This is a genomic window from Rossellomorea sp. NS-SX7 (assembly GCF_052828565.1).
This window is the reverse complement of the sequence record NZ_CM128249.1, coordinates 3,868,312-3,884,229: the sequence shown is the minus strand read 5'-3', so window position 1 is coordinate 3,884,229 and position 15,918 is coordinate 3,868,312. Positions and strand designations below refer to the sequence as shown.

At 46.4% G+C, this 15,918-nt stretch carries 16 protein-coding genes, 1 pseudogene and 1 riboswitch; of the genes and pseudogenes, 12 read left to right on the top strand and 5 right to left on the bottom strand.

Translation table 11 applies throughout. The features are described 5' to 3' along the window. The 4 genes from ACUXV2_RS19190 to ACUXV2_RS19175 form a co-directional block, all read right to left on the bottom strand. Complete coding sequence (locus ACUXV2_RS19190; protein ID WP_446244743.1) at nucleotides 1-522, bottom strand: DinB family protein; 522 nt, start codon at nucleotides 520-522, stop codon at nucleotides 1-3. A gap of 131 nt (nucleotides 523-653) precedes the next feature. Then, nucleotides 654-788, bottom strand: coding sequence for a hypothetical protein (locus ACUXV2_RS19185; protein WP_281358059.1), 135 nt, complete (start codon nucleotides 786-788; stop codon nucleotides 654-656). 144 nt (nucleotides 789-932) lie between these two features. Continuing rightward, nucleotides 933-2,477, bottom strand: a complete 1,545-nt coding sequence (locus ACUXV2_RS19180; protein WP_446244742.1) for an FAD-dependent oxidoreductase — start codon at nucleotides 2,475-2,477, stop codon at nucleotides 933-935. 284 nt (nucleotides 2,478-2,761) lie between these two features. Further along, nucleotides 2,762-3,625, bottom strand: coding sequence for a bifunctional 5,10-methylenetetrahydrofolate dehydrogenase/5,10-methenyltetrahydrofolate cyclohydrolase (locus tag ACUXV2_RS19175; RefSeq protein WP_446244741.1), 864 nt, complete (start codon nucleotides 3,623-3,625; stop codon nucleotides 2,762-2,764). Nucleotides 3,626-3,766: 141 nt separating this feature from the next. Next, nucleotides 3,767-3,864: riboswitch (ZMP/ZTP riboswitch) on the bottom strand. A 196-nt stretch (nucleotides 3,865-4,060) separates the two neighbouring features. On the opposite strand from ACUXV2_RS19175, the gene ACUXV2_RS19170 reads away from it, so the two are divergent. The 7 genes from ACUXV2_RS19170 (at nucleotide 4,061) to ACUXV2_RS19140 (ending at nucleotide 8,546) form a co-directional block, all read left to right on the top strand. Next, nucleotides 4,061-4,795 carry an SDR family NAD(P)-dependent oxidoreductase gene (locus ACUXV2_RS19170; protein WP_446244740.1) on the top strand — a complete coding sequence of 245 codons (735 nt, stop codon included), beginning with the start codon at nucleotides 4,061-4,063 and terminating at the stop codon, nucleotides 4,793-4,795. After that, entirely contained in the window at nucleotides 4,788-5,804 is a 1,017-nt protein-coding gene (locus tag ACUXV2_RS19165; RefSeq protein WP_446244739.1) for an S-adenosylmethionine:tRNA ribosyltransferase-isomerase, read from the top strand. Before ACUXV2_RS19170 ends, ACUXV2_RS19165 begins: the two co-directional genes overlap by 8 nt. A 37-nt stretch (nucleotides 5,805-5,841) precedes the next feature. Next, nucleotides 5,842-6,225: a VOC family protein gene (locus tag ACUXV2_RS19160; RefSeq protein WP_446244738.1), complete on the top strand. Its 384-nt coding sequence runs from the start codon at nucleotides 5,842-5,844 to the stop codon at nucleotides 6,223-6,225. A 259-nt stretch (nucleotides 6,226-6,484) separates the two neighbouring features. Further along, nucleotides 6,485-7,129 carry a YczE/YyaS/YitT family protein gene (locus ACUXV2_RS19155; protein ID WP_446244737.1) on the top strand — a complete coding sequence of 215 codons (645 nt, stop codon included), beginning with the start codon at nucleotides 6,485-6,487 and terminating at the stop codon, nucleotides 7,127-7,129. 127 nt (nucleotides 7,130-7,256) lie between these two features. Next, nucleotides 7,257-7,727: a DinB family protein gene (locus ACUXV2_RS19150; protein WP_446244736.1), complete on the top strand. Its 471-nt coding sequence runs from the start codon at nucleotides 7,257-7,259 to the stop codon at nucleotides 7,725-7,727. Then, nucleotides 7,727-7,870, top strand: a complete 144-nt coding sequence (locus ACUXV2_RS19145; RefSeq protein WP_446244735.1) for a hypothetical protein — start codon at nucleotides 7,727-7,729, stop codon at nucleotides 7,868-7,870. The genes ACUXV2_RS19150 and ACUXV2_RS19145 overlap by 1 nt, the downstream gene beginning before the upstream one ends. After that, the gene (locus tag ACUXV2_RS19140) at nucleotides 7,860-8,546 is read left to right on the top strand and encodes a DNA alkylation repair protein (protein ID WP_446244734.1); all 687 of its coding nucleotides are present in this window, start codon (nucleotides 7,860-7,862) and stop codon (nucleotides 8,544-8,546) included. Before ACUXV2_RS19145 ends, ACUXV2_RS19140 begins: the two co-directional genes overlap by 11 nt. Nucleotides 8,547-8,562: 16 nt before the next feature. On the opposite strand, the gene ACUXV2_RS19135 is transcribed toward ACUXV2_RS19140, so the two are convergent. Continuing rightward, a complete protein-coding gene (locus ACUXV2_RS19135; protein ID WP_446244733.1) occupies nucleotides 8,563-10,212 on the bottom strand; it encodes an L-lactate permease in 1,650 nt (549 codons plus the stop codon). A gap of 346 nt (nucleotides 10,213-10,558) precedes the next feature. Between ACUXV2_RS19135 and ACUXV2_RS19130 the strand changes: the two genes are divergently transcribed. From ACUXV2_RS19130 to ACUXV2_RS19110, 5 genes and pseudogenes are all read left to right on the top strand, one after another. Continuing rightward, a complete protein-coding gene (locus tag ACUXV2_RS19130; RefSeq protein WP_446244732.1) occupies nucleotides 10,559-10,978 on the top strand; it encodes an AhpC/TSA family protein in 420 nt (139 codons plus the stop codon). Nucleotides 10,979-11,064: 86 nt separating this feature from the next. After that, nucleotides 11,065-11,300 (top strand): annotated as a pseudogene (locus ACUXV2_RS19125) (hypothetical protein). 165 nt (nucleotides 11,301-11,465) lie between these two features. Next, nucleotides 11,466-12,656: a glycine C-acetyltransferase gene (locus ACUXV2_RS19120; protein ID WP_446244731.1), complete on the top strand. Its 1,191-nt coding sequence runs from the start codon at nucleotides 11,466-11,468 to the stop codon at nucleotides 12,654-12,656. Nucleotides 12,657-12,899: 243 nt separating this feature from the next. Continuing rightward, nucleotides 12,900-13,841 carry an L-threonine 3-dehydrogenase gene (locus ACUXV2_RS19115; protein WP_446244730.1) on the top strand — a complete coding sequence of 314 codons (942 nt, stop codon included), beginning with the start codon at nucleotides 12,900-12,902 and terminating at the stop codon, nucleotides 13,839-13,841. A 313-nt stretch (nucleotides 13,842-14,154) separates the two neighbouring features. Beyond that, nucleotides 14,155-15,426 carry an ATP-binding protein gene (locus ACUXV2_RS19110; protein WP_446244729.1) on the top strand — a complete coding sequence of 424 codons (1,272 nt, stop codon included), beginning with the start codon at nucleotides 14,155-14,157 and terminating at the stop codon, nucleotides 15,424-15,426. Nucleotides 15,427-15,918 lie beyond the last annotated feature (492 nt).

Sequence of the window (15,918 nt, the reverse complement as noted above, 5' to 3'; positions counted from 1 at the left end):
TCAGTTCACTTTTTGTTCTGCTTTTTCAAACAGGTTCTCGACTCCCTGTACACGTTTGATGGTTGTGATTGTCCCTTGGTGCAGCCCCTCGTGCCAATTGGCAAAGGACAGTACCTCTCCCAATGTTGTGAATGAAACAGTTCCCAGGTTGAATGGCTTTTCACCCTGCTCGTCCAGACGACCGGTGAATGTCTGTTTCACTCTTTTCGGCTGTTCTTCAAGCAGGTCACGAAGTTCCGTTAAAGTTGGAGGAGTCAATCCGTTTTCCTCCCAGGTCAAAGGGCTTGTATTGAATCCAAACAACTCATTGTAATGAGCAGGGATCGCTTTTCTTTCATTTTCTCCTACAAAAGAATAGAGAAGGTTTTCCTGCGATAAAAGGATGTGGCCAAGATTCCAGCGGATCGAGTTGCGAAATCCATCCGGCATCGCATCAGCCTGTTCTTCAGTGGTTGCATCCAGAAAGGCAAGCGTTCGGGATCGGATGAACTCCATTTGTTGAAACATCATATGTTCTTTCATTTTATCTTCCTCCCAAAAAGTATCTGCTCTTTTTGTATTCGGGATGAGCGGTTCGTATTCCTTTCAGGGGGTGAGGAAGAAATAAAAAAATGCCCCTGAAACTATTCAAGGGCACTTATCGGTAAATGGTATCAGTCTTGAGGACGGTTCTTCTGAGGCTTGGCCCGTCCGGTCGTAAACTCCACTAATTCAGAGCTTGTACGATTTCCTCTTTTAGCATTGGTATTTGCCTGTGCATTGCGGTTTCCCTGCTTTGTGCGGCCCATACGTTTCCCTCCTAAAAAAATACTCTTGCTATTATAGTTTGGGAACTAACTGAAGGAAATATTCCTTCATATCATTGCCAGGCCAGCGTCAAAAACTGACATATTTCGTTTTCATCCGAGATATTTCCCGGGCTATATTCGACGTTATTCCAGTTGATCTTCAACCCGGTTAAGTGGTTCTTTCGCAGGTCCTTCAATTACTGTGCCATCCACGGCAAACCTCGATCCGTGGCAAGGACAGTCCCAAGTATGGTCCCCGTGATTCCAGGAACATTCACAGCCCATATGGGTGCAGGTGGTATCGACGACGAAAAGCTCTCCTTTTTCATTCCTGTAGCCTCCGCATCTTCTGCCGTTCACCAGGACGACGGCTCCTTCACCGTTCTCTATGTCATCGACTTTCTTCGTTGGGATATTCAGTTTTCCTTTCACCAATTGTGCAGCTACGTTGGCATTCTCTTTTGTGAACCTCTTGATGCCCGGATCCGCTTTGAAGCGTGATGGTACAAAGAGGTCTTTGTACAGGTTATGGTTTCCAAGAACGTGATCGGAAAGGATCTGACCGGCAAGCGTACCCAGGGTCATCCCCCATTTCCGAAACCCGGTGGCCACAAGGATGGCGGGGTGCTTCTTGGTTAAAGGACCTATGTACGGAACTTTGTCCAATGTAATCAGGTCCTGTGCAGACCACCGGTACTTCACTTCATCGATCCCGAAGACTCTATTCCCGAAGTCTTCAAGGGCATTGTAGTGCTCAAGCGTGTCTTTCCCTTGTCCAGTCTTATGGTTGTCTCCGCCGATCAATACAAGTTTATCGCCGTTCTCGTCTTCTGTATAGCGGAGGGAGCGGGTCGGTTCTTCGGCACTGAGGTACATTCCCCCTGGGAACTCTTTGTTTGTTTTTACGCCAACTGTATATGAGCGGTCAGGCTTGAGGCGGGCGAAATAGCCGCCCATCCCATCATAAAAAGGAAAATGAGTGGCGATCACGACATATTCGCTGTCGAGGTGATAACCGTCTTCCGTTACAACCTGTGTACTTTCACCCTCGTTGATGGTCTTTGCCATTGTCTGTTCGAAAATTTGTCCCCCCTTGTTGACGATACTGTCAACAAGCCCCTTCAGATACTTTAAAGGATGGAACTGTGCCTGATTTCTCATGATGACCGCATTTTTTATCGGGAGGTCGATCGGCAGCTGTTCCATCAGCTCACTATCAATCCCAAGTTTTAGATAAGCTTCATATTCTTTTTCCACTTTTTTCTTATATTGATCGGTGGTGGAGTAAATATAAGCATCTTGTTTTGTGTGATTACACTCGATCTGTTCAGTCCCAATGGTATTTTCCATGAAAGAGAGTGCCTTCATGTTTCCCTCGTAATACTTCTTTGTGAATTCTTCTCCGAAGTGATTAATGAGTTCATCATAAATCAACCCATGCTGGGCAGTGATTTTTGCCGTTGTATGCCCGGTGGTTCCATTCATAAGCCGGCCGGCATCGATCAAGGCGACTCTTTTCCCGCCTTTTGCCAACAAATAAGCAGTGGTGATCCCGGCGATTCCTCCACCTACAACGGCTGCGTCGATCTTGATGTTTTGTGCAAGCTTGGGGAATGTAGGAAGCTGTACAGATTCCCGCCAAAATGGCTCGGGCGGCTGGTTGAATGAATGATTGTTTTGAGTGTCCATGGATCTGCTCCTTTTTAAAAAATTATTAGAAAGTACAAATATAATTTGAGAATTGTCCAGCTACAGCGCCTAGCCCCTCGAGACGTTTCAGTCCGTCCAATGAAGTCAAAGAGCGACTTCATCGGTCGGCCCAAAAGCGTTTGTCGGGGCTGAACAAGGCGCTTCCGCATTTCGGTGTTTCTACACATTTTTCCCCAATACCGGGAGAATTAGCAGGCATTTGGAAAAGAAAACAAAAAGAGACTAGCCCTTATAAAGAGCTAATCTCTGATAAAAACGATGAGTTATGAAGATTTCTTGAGAAGCTTTGCTGTTTTTTCAGCAGAGTCGACGGTTTGTTTTAAAAGCATTGAAATGGTTACAGGTCCGACTCCGCCTGGGACTGGAGTGATCGCACCGGCTTTCTTATAGCAAGAGTCATAATCGACGTCACCGACATTCCCTTTATTGTATCCGGCATCGAGGATGATCGCGCCTTCTTTCACCCAATCGCCTTGAATGAAGCAGGGCTTTCCAACAGCGGCTACGACGATATCGGCATGCGATATGACCTCCGGCAGGTTCTCTGTGTATGAATGACAGGTCGTGACGGTTGCATTGCGGTTTAACAGCATCATGGACACAGGTTTCCCCAGGATCGGGCTTCTTCCAATGACGACGGCATGCTTTCCTTCGACCGGAATATCATAGAAATCAATGATGTTCATGATGGCAGCAGGCGTACATGATGGATACTCACCGAAACCAAAGGATGTCTGACCGAAGCCGAGGCTCGTCACACCATCCACGTCTTTTTCGATAGAAATGGCTTCGAACGCGGCACGCTCATCGATATGCTTAGGGACAGGATGCTGAAGAAGGATACCGTGTACATCCTCATCCGCATTTAATTCGTTAAGGACTTTCAAGAGCTCACTCGTTGTCGTTTCTTTCGGAAGGTGAATGCGGCGGGACTCCATGCCGATTTTCCTGCAGGCATTCCCTTTCATTTTCACGTACGTTTCAGAAGAGGAATCATCTCCTACAAGCACGGTGGCAAGACAAGGTGTGATCCCTTTTTCCTTTAAAGCAGACACTCTCAATCGTAAGCTTTCCTTCACTTCTGCAGCTACTCGTTTTCCGTCTAAAATTAATGGTTCCACTAGCAATCCCTCCTGAATTTGGTCAAAGACTGTTTTCTGAAAATCGTTGCTTATCGATGGTGTGCCTCATTAAAAAAGGTTTGTCTGAAAAGCAACAAAGTATGGAAAAGAGCCCAATAAAAAAAGACAAGGGCATACAAATGTCCTTGCCTTTGCCCAGGCGAACGGCATTATGGCTAATGTTAAATGAAAGTCGCAGCTCCCTTGTGGTTCGTTCCACGTTTTCGCCAGTCACTGCTGATAATTAAGTTCGAATTCATTATAACACGAATATAAACAAAAAATCCAGTTTAATTGTTCGTGTTTTTGAAAAATCTCCATCATAAGTCTGAAATGATTACCGGTCCAATTTTCTATCTTTCATCCTCCCTTATAGCCGATTTGCTTAGCTGACGGTTTTCATAAACTGAAAGCAACAAAACGATTTGGGAGGAAAAAAGAATGGTAAAAGATAAAGTTGTCATGATTACAGGAGCGTCAAAAGGGTTGGGGAAGGAATTAGCCCTTCAATTTGCAAGAGAAGGGGCGAAGCTCGCCATATGTGCAAGGAATGCTGCCCCTTTGGCTGAAGTGGAGAAGGAAATTCGTGCGTCAGGGTCTGATGTTGTTGCCTTGGAAGCAGATGTATCCGATTTGAAGGATGTCGACCGTTTTGTTTCGGTAGCGGAGGAGGCATTCGGCAGGATTGATGTGTTGATCAACAATGCTTCCATTTTCGGTCCTGGACCAAGGCTTCTGGCTGATTATCCGGAAGACGATTTTCTCCATGTATTAAAAATCAATGCGTTCAACCCTTTCATCGTGACCAAACGGGTACTGCCGGGGATGCTGATGAGAAATCATGGTTCTGTCATCAACTTGACCTCTGAAGCGGGGAAAACCGGTTTTGCAGAGTGGGGAGCCTACGGGATATCTAAATTTGCCGTGGAAGGACTGACCCAGACATGGGCTGATGAGCTTCAGGGCACAGGTGTCCGTATGAACATGGTAGACCCTGGTGAAATGGACACCGATATGCATGACGAGGCTGTCCCGGACTGTGACTATCCGTTGGCACAGCCGAATGAACATATGGACATTTTCCTTTATCTGGCTTCTGATGCTGCCAGCGATGTTTCCGGAAGCAGGTTCCAAGCGCAGGAGTTTCAGTGGAATCGGGGTGAGGACTATGAATGAAGCCGTTTTTAGCATACCAGAGCAGCTGAATGCCTCTACGCCGATCGAGCTCACCGGGAAGAACAGGGATGAAGTGAAACTGATGGTATTGAATAGAAAAACGGGTGCCTGCATCCATTCCCATTTTGATCAGCTGCCCGCACACTTGAAGAAAGGGGACGTTCTCGTAGTCAATAACAGCAGGACGATCCCGGCTTCTCTTCAGGGGAAACAGGGGAATCGTCAGGTGGAGGTCCGGCTCTCAAGGAAGGTGAGCAGCAATGAATGGGATGCACTGATTCTTGGCTGCATGTATGACACCCGTCTCCCCATTTCATTCGGTGACGGGGTAAAAGCCGTCATGACGGGAAAAGGGAGTGAAAATCCCTTGATCCGTTTGGCATTCAATGTAGAAGGGGCGGTTTTTTACGACTTCTTATATCGAGAGGGGCAGCCGGTCCGCTATGAATACATCGATACACCTTGGCCGCTCGATAAATACCAGACTGTATACGGGTCGGTCCCGGGATCGGTTGAGATGGCTTCCGCCGGAAGGGCGTTTTCCTGGAAATTGATCTCACAGCTTCGCGCTGAAGGGATTGAGGTCGTATGCCTGCAGCTTCATGCGGGACTCAGTTATTACGGTGATGACCACTGGCCGACTCCAACGAACCATCCGGAGGAATACCATCTCCCTGAAGAGACGGTGGAAAGCATCAGAAGAGCGAAAATGAATGGGAACCGGGTGATTGCAGTGGGGACGACGGTCGTTCGTGCGCTTGAAACCGTTGCTAGAGACCATGTTGGTGAACTAATCGCAGCGAGCGGCGTGACTGACCTCTATATCACCAAAGAAAGCCCCCTTCGTGTCGTTGACGGACTGATTACTGGGCTTCATGAGCCGCAGGCGAGCCACCTGGATCTATTGCGGGCATTTGTCCCCGATGAGCATTTGTTCCGTGCCTATCGCAGCGCTTTGGCGAAGGGATATATGTGGCATGAGTTCGGGGATATGAATTTGATTTTGTAAATGGCGTCGTATGCGGTCGGGGAAATGGGGTGAAATCATGAAGCTGCATCACTTCGGGATCAATGTAAGGAATATGGAGAAATCCAAAGCATTTTACCAAACTCATTTTGGTTTTGAAGAAAAGTTCGCCGCTGTCTTAGGGAAAGAGCACATTCTGTTCTTATCAAGGAATGAAGAATGGCTTGAGTTGATATTTGATCCCAATACCGCTCACCTTCACTCCCATGTTCATTTTGCATGGGAAGTGGAAGACTTGGAAGGAGAGATAAAGAGGCTCTCCCTTCAAGGGTTGGATGCTGTGGAAGGGCCGATCCATCTTGATAACGGATGGAAAGCAGTCTTTTTCGAGGGATCGGATGGAGAAGTAATCGAATTAATCTCGATAAATAAAAAAAACAAAGAAGGCTGGCTGTTTTTATGACACAACCGGCTCCAGCAGTTGATTGTAGTGGAAATTGTAGTGGAAGAAGACTCCTCCGCTTTTCTAGCCCGCAGGAGCGCAGCGACGAGGAGGCTCACCGTCCGCCCGGGAAAGTGAAGTCTTCCACGGAAATCAACTGCGGTGATAAATAGTAAATACCTCACCAACCCGATAGGTTTTATGAAATTTTTTTGTTTTCCCATCTGTGTTACAGTTATCCGGGTATTATGGAATTTATACAGATTGGGAAGGGATTTTCATGAAAAGAGAATTCGTGATTCGCTGGGCGTTTTTCTTTGTGGGCCTGCTTGTTCTGGCTTTTGGGATAACGCTGACGATCAAAGGAAAGGACCTCGGAATCGGTCCATGGGATGTATTTCACTACGGGTTATTCAAACAGCTTGGCCTGACAATCGGGACCTGGTCGATCATCGCCGGTTTTGTCATCTTGTTGATCACCGGCATCGGCACCAGATCATTTCCGAAAATCGGTGCATTTTTAAACATGCTTTTAATTGGTATTTTCATAGATTTATTTAATTTCCTGATTCCGGATCCGGAGTCATTTGCGGCTCAGGCGATTGTATTTGCCATCGGGATCCTGGTCATAGGGTACGGAATCGGACTATATGTTTCCGCTGATTTAGGAGCGGGACCGCGGGACAGCCTGATGCTGCTGGTTACAGAAAAAACGGGCTGGAAGGTACAATGGGTCCGGAATGGAATGGAGCTTATCGTCTTCTTTTTCGGGTGGCTGCTCGGCGGCCCTGTCGGAATCGGGACGGTGGTCATTGCGCTCGGCCTTGGTTCCATTGTCGGCATCTCGCTGCCGCAGAGTAAAAAGCTTCTCCATTACGTTTTAACAAGACAATTAACGAAAAGAGACAATCCCCTGGCTAGCTGAGGGGATTGTTTTTTTATAGGGAATTTCAGATTACGCCACTTGGTATTCAATAAAAGTAAATTCAATCGCGTAACAAGGGATTTCCTCCATAGGGAGAGAACTACTAAAGTAAAGGAGTGGATAAATAATGGAATTTACTTATCATGTATGGGCCACCCAGAAACTATTGGGTCACTTGAAGACCCTTCCCCGTGAGGTTTTTCATAAAGAGATTCAAAGTGTGTTCCCTTCTGTGGAAAGGACGCTCTTTCATCTCTATGAGGTGGATGCGCTGTGGTTTTCAAGATTGAAAGGTGAGCGTCTACCGGTTGAAAAGAAAATGTTTGAAACAGTCGAAGAATGCGAATTGGATTTTTCTGATTTACATAACGAAATCCTGGAATGGCTGCGCGGCATGACGGATGAGCTTGTTTCCGTCAGCTATATGTCTTCGACGGGTGAAGCTTTCGAGAATACAAGGGAAGAAATACTGAAGCATCTCGTCAACCATGGCACCTATCACCGCGGAAATGTTGCAGCCATGGTCTGGCAGCTGGGTGAAAAGGGAGTGTCAACGGATTATATCTACTACTTGAGGGATAAACAGGGCAGTTTGTAATGAAAGAGCTTGTTGGTCACTGCGGCTCTTGTCAAAAACCGATTTACTGCCTGGATGGTTTCTTTAACGGTGTAAAGAAGGACAGCGGAAAGATCGTTTGTTTCGACTGCAACGAAGAGGAGGAAAAGAAGGATGAGTCATGAGTATGCGGATCGATTGGTTTCATTATTGAAGGAGAATCAAAATGAGGAAAACCGGGAAGCGATGGAAAAGTATATGCGCAATCAGTTTGCGTTTTTTGGCATCAAGACCCCTGAAAGGAATGCGCTGCTGCGCGATTTCCTAAAAGAAAATGGAAAGCCGCCGATGGAAGAACTGCCGGAGATTGTCCGTTCACTCTGGAAAGAGCCGCAGCGTGAGTGCCAATACGCTGCAATGACACTTCTTGATAAGCAGGCGAGGCATCTTACGCCAGACCATCTGCTTCTCCTGGAAGAATTGATTCTGACCGGTTCATGGTGGGATACGATTGATCATATCTCACCTCATCTGGCAGGCAGGATCCATGAAAAGGACAATGCAGACGACTATCTGGAGAAATGGATACACTCAGATGACTTCTGGCTGAACCGGACGGCGATCCTTCACCAGCTGCGATACAAAGACAAGACGGATGAAGAACGACTTTTCCGCTACATCCTCATGCATAATGAGTCCAAAGAATTTTTTATCCAAAAGGCCATTGGGTGGGCACTCAGGGAATATTCAAAGACGAACCCTGAAACTGTCGAGCAGTTCATCGACAGGGAGAACCTCGCGCCATTAAGTAAGCGGGAAGGCTTGAAGCATATTAAAAGACTGGAAAAAGCGAAGGGGTGATCCCTTCGCTTTTTCACTAGATAAGATAGACTAATAAGATTCCACACAACCCAGCTAATAAGACATATAGGATCATCGGAAGCAGGGTGATCCTGATGATCTGACCCTCTTTCCCGCTCAGGCCGACCACAGAGGCTGCTGCGACAACGTTCAGCACACAGACCATGTTTCCCGCATTTGCACCGAGCACTTGAAGGGAAAGGATCACATCAGGGGCTGCAGAAATTTGGTCGGCGACACTGAATTGAAAGAGTGAAAACATCATATTGCTGAAGGTTGCACTTCCGGAAATGAATGAGCCGAGAGCGCCGATCAAAGGGGCTGCAAGCGGCCATCCTTCGGCGATAGTCCCTGACATCAATGTGGCAAGCTCCATCGGCATGCTGAGAAGCCCGCTTTCATTCAGGTTGGAATTAATGAAAATTCTCACCATCGGCACGGCCGTCATCAAAGAAATCAGGGTCCCTTTCATCGTGATGATCGACTTCGTCAACGTGTCTTTGATCTGCACCGGCTTCATTCTGTGAATAAAGAACGTAATGAGCATCACGGTAAAGAAAATGGTGCCCGGCAGATAGAGAGGCTCAAACTGTGTTGAAATTGACGTGCCTAGAATGTCAGTCCAGCCCACTTTTATACTTCGCAGCCAGCTTTTAAGTGGGAGGAAGTCCAAGCGGGTGAGGACAAGAAACAGAGCGACCAGGATGTACGGAGACCATGCCAGCCATATTGGCATACTCCGTACAGGAATCTCTTCTTCTCCTCGTTCATCTGCTTGTTTCATCTGAAAATCCCACACCTCATCTGGCAGCAGAAACCCTTTTTTGGCTGCCGGCACGACCAGAAGCAGCCCAATAAGCCCACCTATGATGGAAGGGAATTCAGGCCCCAGAAAAGCAGCGACGAGCCAGGCGGGGATCGTAAAGCTGAAACCTGCGAAAAGTGCAAACTTCCATACAGCCAGACCTTCTTTCCATGAACGGTTTTCTCCAAAAAAACGGGTCAATATCGCAACCAGCAAAAGCGGGATAAAACTTCCGATGAATAGATCGATGCTGACAGCCTGACTGGCAACGATGCTTAGGTAGTCGAGCATATTCCCATTTCCGATTTGTTGAGATACTTGATCTGCAAGGGCCCCGCCCTGTCTCAGCCCCTGGTCGACCCCGACCAGTACCGGAGTTCCCACTGCACCGAAAGAGACGGCACTGCTGTCGGCAATAAGAGCAAGAGATACGGCAGCAAGCGGTGGGAAGCCTAAAGCGACGAGCAATGGAGCGCCGATGGCAGCGGGAGTTCCAAATCCTGCAGCACCTTCTATGAAAGAGCCGAATAGCCAGGCGATGATGATCAGTTGTACCCGGCGGTCGGGTGAAATCACGGAAAACCCATTGCGGATGGAATCCATTGCCCCACTGTTACTCAACGTATTCAAAAGGAGGATGGCTCCGAATACAATCCACAAAATGGATATTGATATCAAGACCCCTTCCAATGTGGCAGCCCCGATCTGGACAAATGGGATTTTCCACACAGCATATCCCAACAGGGCCGTGATAAGGAAGCTTACCGGCATCGCAACGGAAGCCGAGAGACGGAATAACACAAGAAATATGAAGACAGATAGTATGGGTGTTAAAGAAGTGAGAAGCTCAAGGAAACTCAAGATGTTCACCTGCTTTTATTATTTATACTTCTATTTTACACCTATATTGCTCACTATTTCACAAACTTTTATGAACGATTTATGAAAACGGATGAGTGGCTGCTTTTCCTGTTGAGTGGGGGTATAGGGGCAGAGAGTTCTGCAAGCCGAATATTTTGAATGTTTCTTTCCCTATTAGGTATGATAAACATACAAAGAATGAGGAGGTTATTCCATGGACTTTATGCTCGAACGTCCCGATTCAAACGAAGAAGTGAACATCAACACGCTTCTTCAAGACAAGAAATCCGCAGTCATCTTTGTCCGCCACCTTGGCTGACCGATCTGCCGGAATTACCTCACGCAGTTGCGTGAGCGCGTTGAAGAATTTGAAAGACGAAACATCGAGCTTGTGGTCATTGCCCCATCAAAAGGAAGCTTTGTCTCGCAATTCCTTGAAGAATTCGGTCCGTTCCCTTTCACAATCTACGGCGATCCGTCCCGCGAAGGGTACAAACAGGCGGGCACCGTAACCATGCCGAAGTGGAAGCTGCTCGGAAAAGCCCTGTTCGGATTCGTGACAGGAAAAGTAAAGAACTTCCTTCCCGACGAACAAGGCCAAAAGAAATTCGTCCAAAAATCCATGAAAACCCAGGACGTCTACATCCAGGGAGCCACATTCCTCTTCAATGAAAAAGGAAAAGTCGTATGGAAACACATCGATCAATCCCCGGAAGATCATGCGGGTATTGATACTTTGTTGGGGAAGATTGATTCGAATTTATAAAAGCTGAAATCTGCCGATATATTATTCCACCAGGATCAGCTTATGCTTCTACATTAATCTTTGTGGTTTTTAGCTTGTTCCAGCGGTTGATTGGAGTGCAAGACGAAGACTCCTGCGGGAAAAGCGAAGCTGGGGAGACCCCGCAGACGCAGAGCGTCGAGGAGGCTCCCCGCTCGCCCGCGGAAAGCGAAGTCTTGCACGGAAATCAAAAGCGGCATTAAAAAGTCATTTTTCGTTTAACATGATCCTGATAACAATCAACATGAAAAAGTCTGCAGTTTCCCAAAATACTGCAGTTTTTTTCATTTATCGGGAACAATAAATGAGATGAATAAATTGAAGAATTTTTTTGTCCATCACCAAAAAACATGTTAAACTAATAAGTAGATTAAAAACAAGGAAATATATAGAAATATCTGATATTTACTGTATTTTTGGAGTGGACAATTGTTTGTAAAGCGCTTACATATAAAAGGAGGATGTTCCTATGACAAGTAAAACTCTTGATTCTTTTTTACAAGAAAACCTGGAAGATTTAAAATCACGCGGTTTATACAATGAGATCGATCCGCTTGAAGGTGCGAACGGTCCTGTCATTACGATTAAAGGGAAGAAACTTGTAAACCTTTCTTCAAACAACTATCTTGGCCTTGCGACAGATGAACGCCTGAAAAAAGTAGCAATCGAAGCTGTCAAAGAATACGGTGTAGGTTCGGGTGCGGTGCGTACAATCAACGGTACGCTTGATCTGCATGTGAAGCTTGAGGAAAAGCTTGCGAAATTCAAGGGAACAGAAGCGGCGATTGCCTATCAATCAGGCTTCAACTGTAATATGGCGGCGATTTCCGCAGTTATGGATAAAAACGATGCGATTCTTTCAGACGAACTGAACCATGCATCGATCATTGACGGCTGCCGTCTTTCAAAAGCAAAGATCATCCGTTTCAACCACTCTGATATGGAAGATCTCCGTGCGAAGGCGAAGGAAGCAAAGGAATCCGGCCAATACAATAAAATCATGATCATCACAGACGGTGTCTTCTCGATGGACGGAGATGTATGTAAACTTCCTGAAATCGTTGAAATTGCGGAAGAATTCGATATGATGACATACGTTGATGATGCTCACGGATCTGGCGTTCTTGGAAAGGGTGCCGGAACGGTGAAACACTTCGGCTTGCAGGATAAAGTCGATTTCCAAATGGGTACCCTGTCAAAAGCAATCGGGGTTGTCGGCGGCTATGTAGCAGGTACACAGAACCTGATTGACTGGTTGAAAGTACGCTCCCGTCCATTCCTGTTCTCAACTTCCTTAACACCGGCAGACGTGACGGCATGTACAGAAGCACTTGACCTTCTGATGAACAGTACGGAACTGCAGGACAAGATGTGGGAAAACAGTGCCTATTTAAAAGAGAACCTGAAGAAACTCGGCTTTGACATCGGTGAGAGTGAAACACCGATCACACCGGTTATCATCGGAGAAGAGAAAGCGACGCAGGATTTCAGTAAGCGTCTGTATGAAGAAGGCGTTTATGCAAAATCCATCGTCTTCCCAACCGTGCCAAAAGGAACCGGACGTGTGAGAAACATGCCATCAGCAGCTCATACGAAAGAGATGCTTGATCAGGCGGTTGCGGCTTATGAAAAAGTCGGCAAAGAAATGGGTATTATCTAAACCAGACATTAGAATATATACGGTACCGTGCCGGATGAACGGACGTTCCGCTCACCCGGCTGCGTGCTTTCTGTATTATAAGAATGTATAAATTTTATTGGAGAATTGTCCAGCTCCAGCGCCTAGCCCCTCGAGACGTTTCGGTCCACCCAATGAAGTCAAAGAACGACTTCACCGGCCGGCCCTCCAACGCTTTTCGGGGCTGACCAAGGCGCTTGTGCTTTTCTTTTAGGAGGAAACAGAATGAAAAAGATTTTACTAACAGGAGCATTGGGTCAAATCGGTTCTGAGCTTACGGCGAAGCTTAGAAAAGAGTATGGCTCTGATAATGTCATTGCAACGGATATCCGTGAAACGGACAGCCACGTCGTTCAAGACGGTCATTTCGATAAACTGGACGTGACGGATGCAGAGAAGATGATGGATATAGCCAAAAAGAATAACGTTGATACGATCATTCACTTGGCCGCTTTATTATCGGCTACCGCAGAAAAGAAGCCTCTCCTTGCATGGAACTTGAACATGGGCGGATTGGTGAATGCTCTTGAAACAGCAAGAGAATTAGACTGCAAGTTCTTTACACCAAGCTCGATCGGTGCCTTTGGACCAACCACACCGAAAGATTCCACACCACAGGATACGATTATGCGTCCAACGACGATGTACGGAGTGAATAAAGTTTCAGGTGAACTGTTATCCGATTACTACTTTCACAAGTTCGGAGTGGATACAAGAGGACTGCGCTTCCCAGGCTTGATTTCCTATGAAACACTCCCAGGCGGAGGCACGACGGATTATGCGGTGGAAATTTACTATGAAGCGATCAAGAATAATGCTTATACTTCCTACATCGGTGAAGGAACGTATATGGACATGATGTATATGCCGGATGCCCTTCAGGCGATCGTTGACCTGATGGAGGCCGACCCTGCGAAGCTTCAGCACCGCAATTCATTCAACGTATCTGCCATGAGCATCGCACCAGAAGATGTAGCGGCAGCGATCCGCGTACACCAGCCGGACTTTAAACTGGACTACGACGTAGACCCTGTCCGCCAGTCAATCGCAGAAAGCTGGCCGGATGCCATCGACTCAAGCGCTGCAAAAGCCGAGTGGGGCTTCAAAGCTGACTACGACTTGGCAAAAATGACAGCCGATATGCTGGATAAACTAAAAGCGAAATAATCATTTTTCATTTAAGATTGATTACCTTCTATTTTTGAGGTGATCAATCTTTTTTTGTATTGTACTTTTCCCGCAGGAGTCTTCGTCCTCCACTCCAATCATCTGCTGGAACAGGAGATTTCAGGAACAAGCGAGGCTCACGGGCTACCCGCGGAAAGCGGAGTCTTCCACGGAAATCAACTGCGGCATTTAGCAGACTATCTTATTTAACAGATTGTAAATTCACTAGAATTATAGAATAATACAAGTAAAGTTATCAGGAAAATTAAGTAATATGATACGATACAAGAAAAGAGATAGCGCAGGTGGCGTCATGAAAGAAAATAAGGTTCACGTCAAAATTGAAAAATTCAATAATCTGGTGGCGCTGACTGGCTTACTATTCGTACTTCAGCTGCTGTCTGTCCTATTTTTAGATAGACCATGGAACGTTGTTTTCTCTGTGTTCACACTGGTTATGGGCGGCTTTTTTCTCTTAAGGATGAGAAGAAAAGCGGAGTCCTTTTTCATAGAATATGATCAATTACTAGAAGAAGAGAATCAATTATCGACTCTTTTGCACTCACTGCCAGATTTTGTCTGCTTTAAAGACGGGGAGGGGCGGTGGCTGAAGGTCAATCAATTTGGACGGCAGCTGTATAACCTTGAGAATATAGATTATCTTGGGAAAACCGATCGTGAATTAGGGGAGCTGGTCCCTTTTTTCAGAGATGCTTTTAACTATTGTGTCGAGTCGGATGAGGAGTCTTGGAGAGCAGGTAAGGTGACGAGATGTGAAGAGGGGTTTTACCTTCCAAACGGGGAATTCAAGACCTTTGATGTCATTAAAGTGCCGTTGTTTCACAGTGACGATAGCCGAAAGGGACTTGTCATCATCGGCAGGGATATTTCACAGCAGAAAATGGCTGAGGAAATGCTCTTAAGGAAAGAAAAACTTTCGGTGGTCGGTGAATTGGCGGCAGGGATTGCCCATGAAATCAGGAATCCGCTCACAAGTATCAAAGGATTCATTCAACTTCTTGAAGAGAACGAGCATGTGGCTGAAACGTATTTATCGGTCATGTCTTCAGAAATGGATCGTATCAATCAAATCGTCGGAGAGCTGTTGATATTGTCCAAGCCTCAAATGAGGGAATTCACAACATTCGATATGAGGGAAGTCCTCGATTACACCATAAAAGTGATGGGGCATGAATCGCTTATGAAGGGGATCACCATTCATGAAAATTGCCCTGAAAAACCTATGGAAGTGTACGGCGACAAAAACCAAATCATCCAGGTCCTCATCAATATCGTGAAAAATGCCATCGATGCCATGGATGAAGGGGAAATAACGGTCGACTGTACAATCGGAGAAAAACATATCAATGTCTCCGTGGTCGATCAGGGGACAGGCATTTCCCCGGAACGATTGAAACGCCTCGGGGAACCGTTCTTTACCCTCAAAGAAAAAGGAATGGGCCTCGGCTTGACCATCAGCCAAAAAATCCTCCAGGAACACAAAGGCAGCCTCCATATCGAATCCGAAGTCCACAAAGGGACGAAGGTGGACGTACTTCTGCCACGTTATATGGGAGATGAATAAAAAGTAAGAAGACCTGCGCAACATGCTGCGCAGGTCTTTTTTAATGATAGTAATTAATATGCTAGACCTTTTTTGTGCTGTGGATTTGCGCATCCGAATTGGACAGGTGATGTCAGGTAACAACCGATAAAGTTTTGGTATGATGAATGGGTGACTAGCATACTATCTGTTTAAGCTCGTTCTTTATATCAGCCGTTCCAGCCTTTGATTGGAGTGGAAGACGAAGACTCCTGCGGGAAAAGCGTGTTAGGTGAGACCTGTCCAGCTCCAGGGCTTAGAGGCACATGTCATAAGTCAACTCGTCCAAGAAGGCAAAGAACGCTTTCATGGCCAAGTCGCCTTATGCCACCCGCCTCTAACCAAAGCCCTTCCGCTTTTCTAACCCGCAGGAGCGCAGCGACGAGGATGCTCACCAACCGCCCGCGGAAAGCGAAGTCTTCCACGGAAATCAAAGGCGGTATTAGTAGCATTTATAATAACCGGCTACTTTTT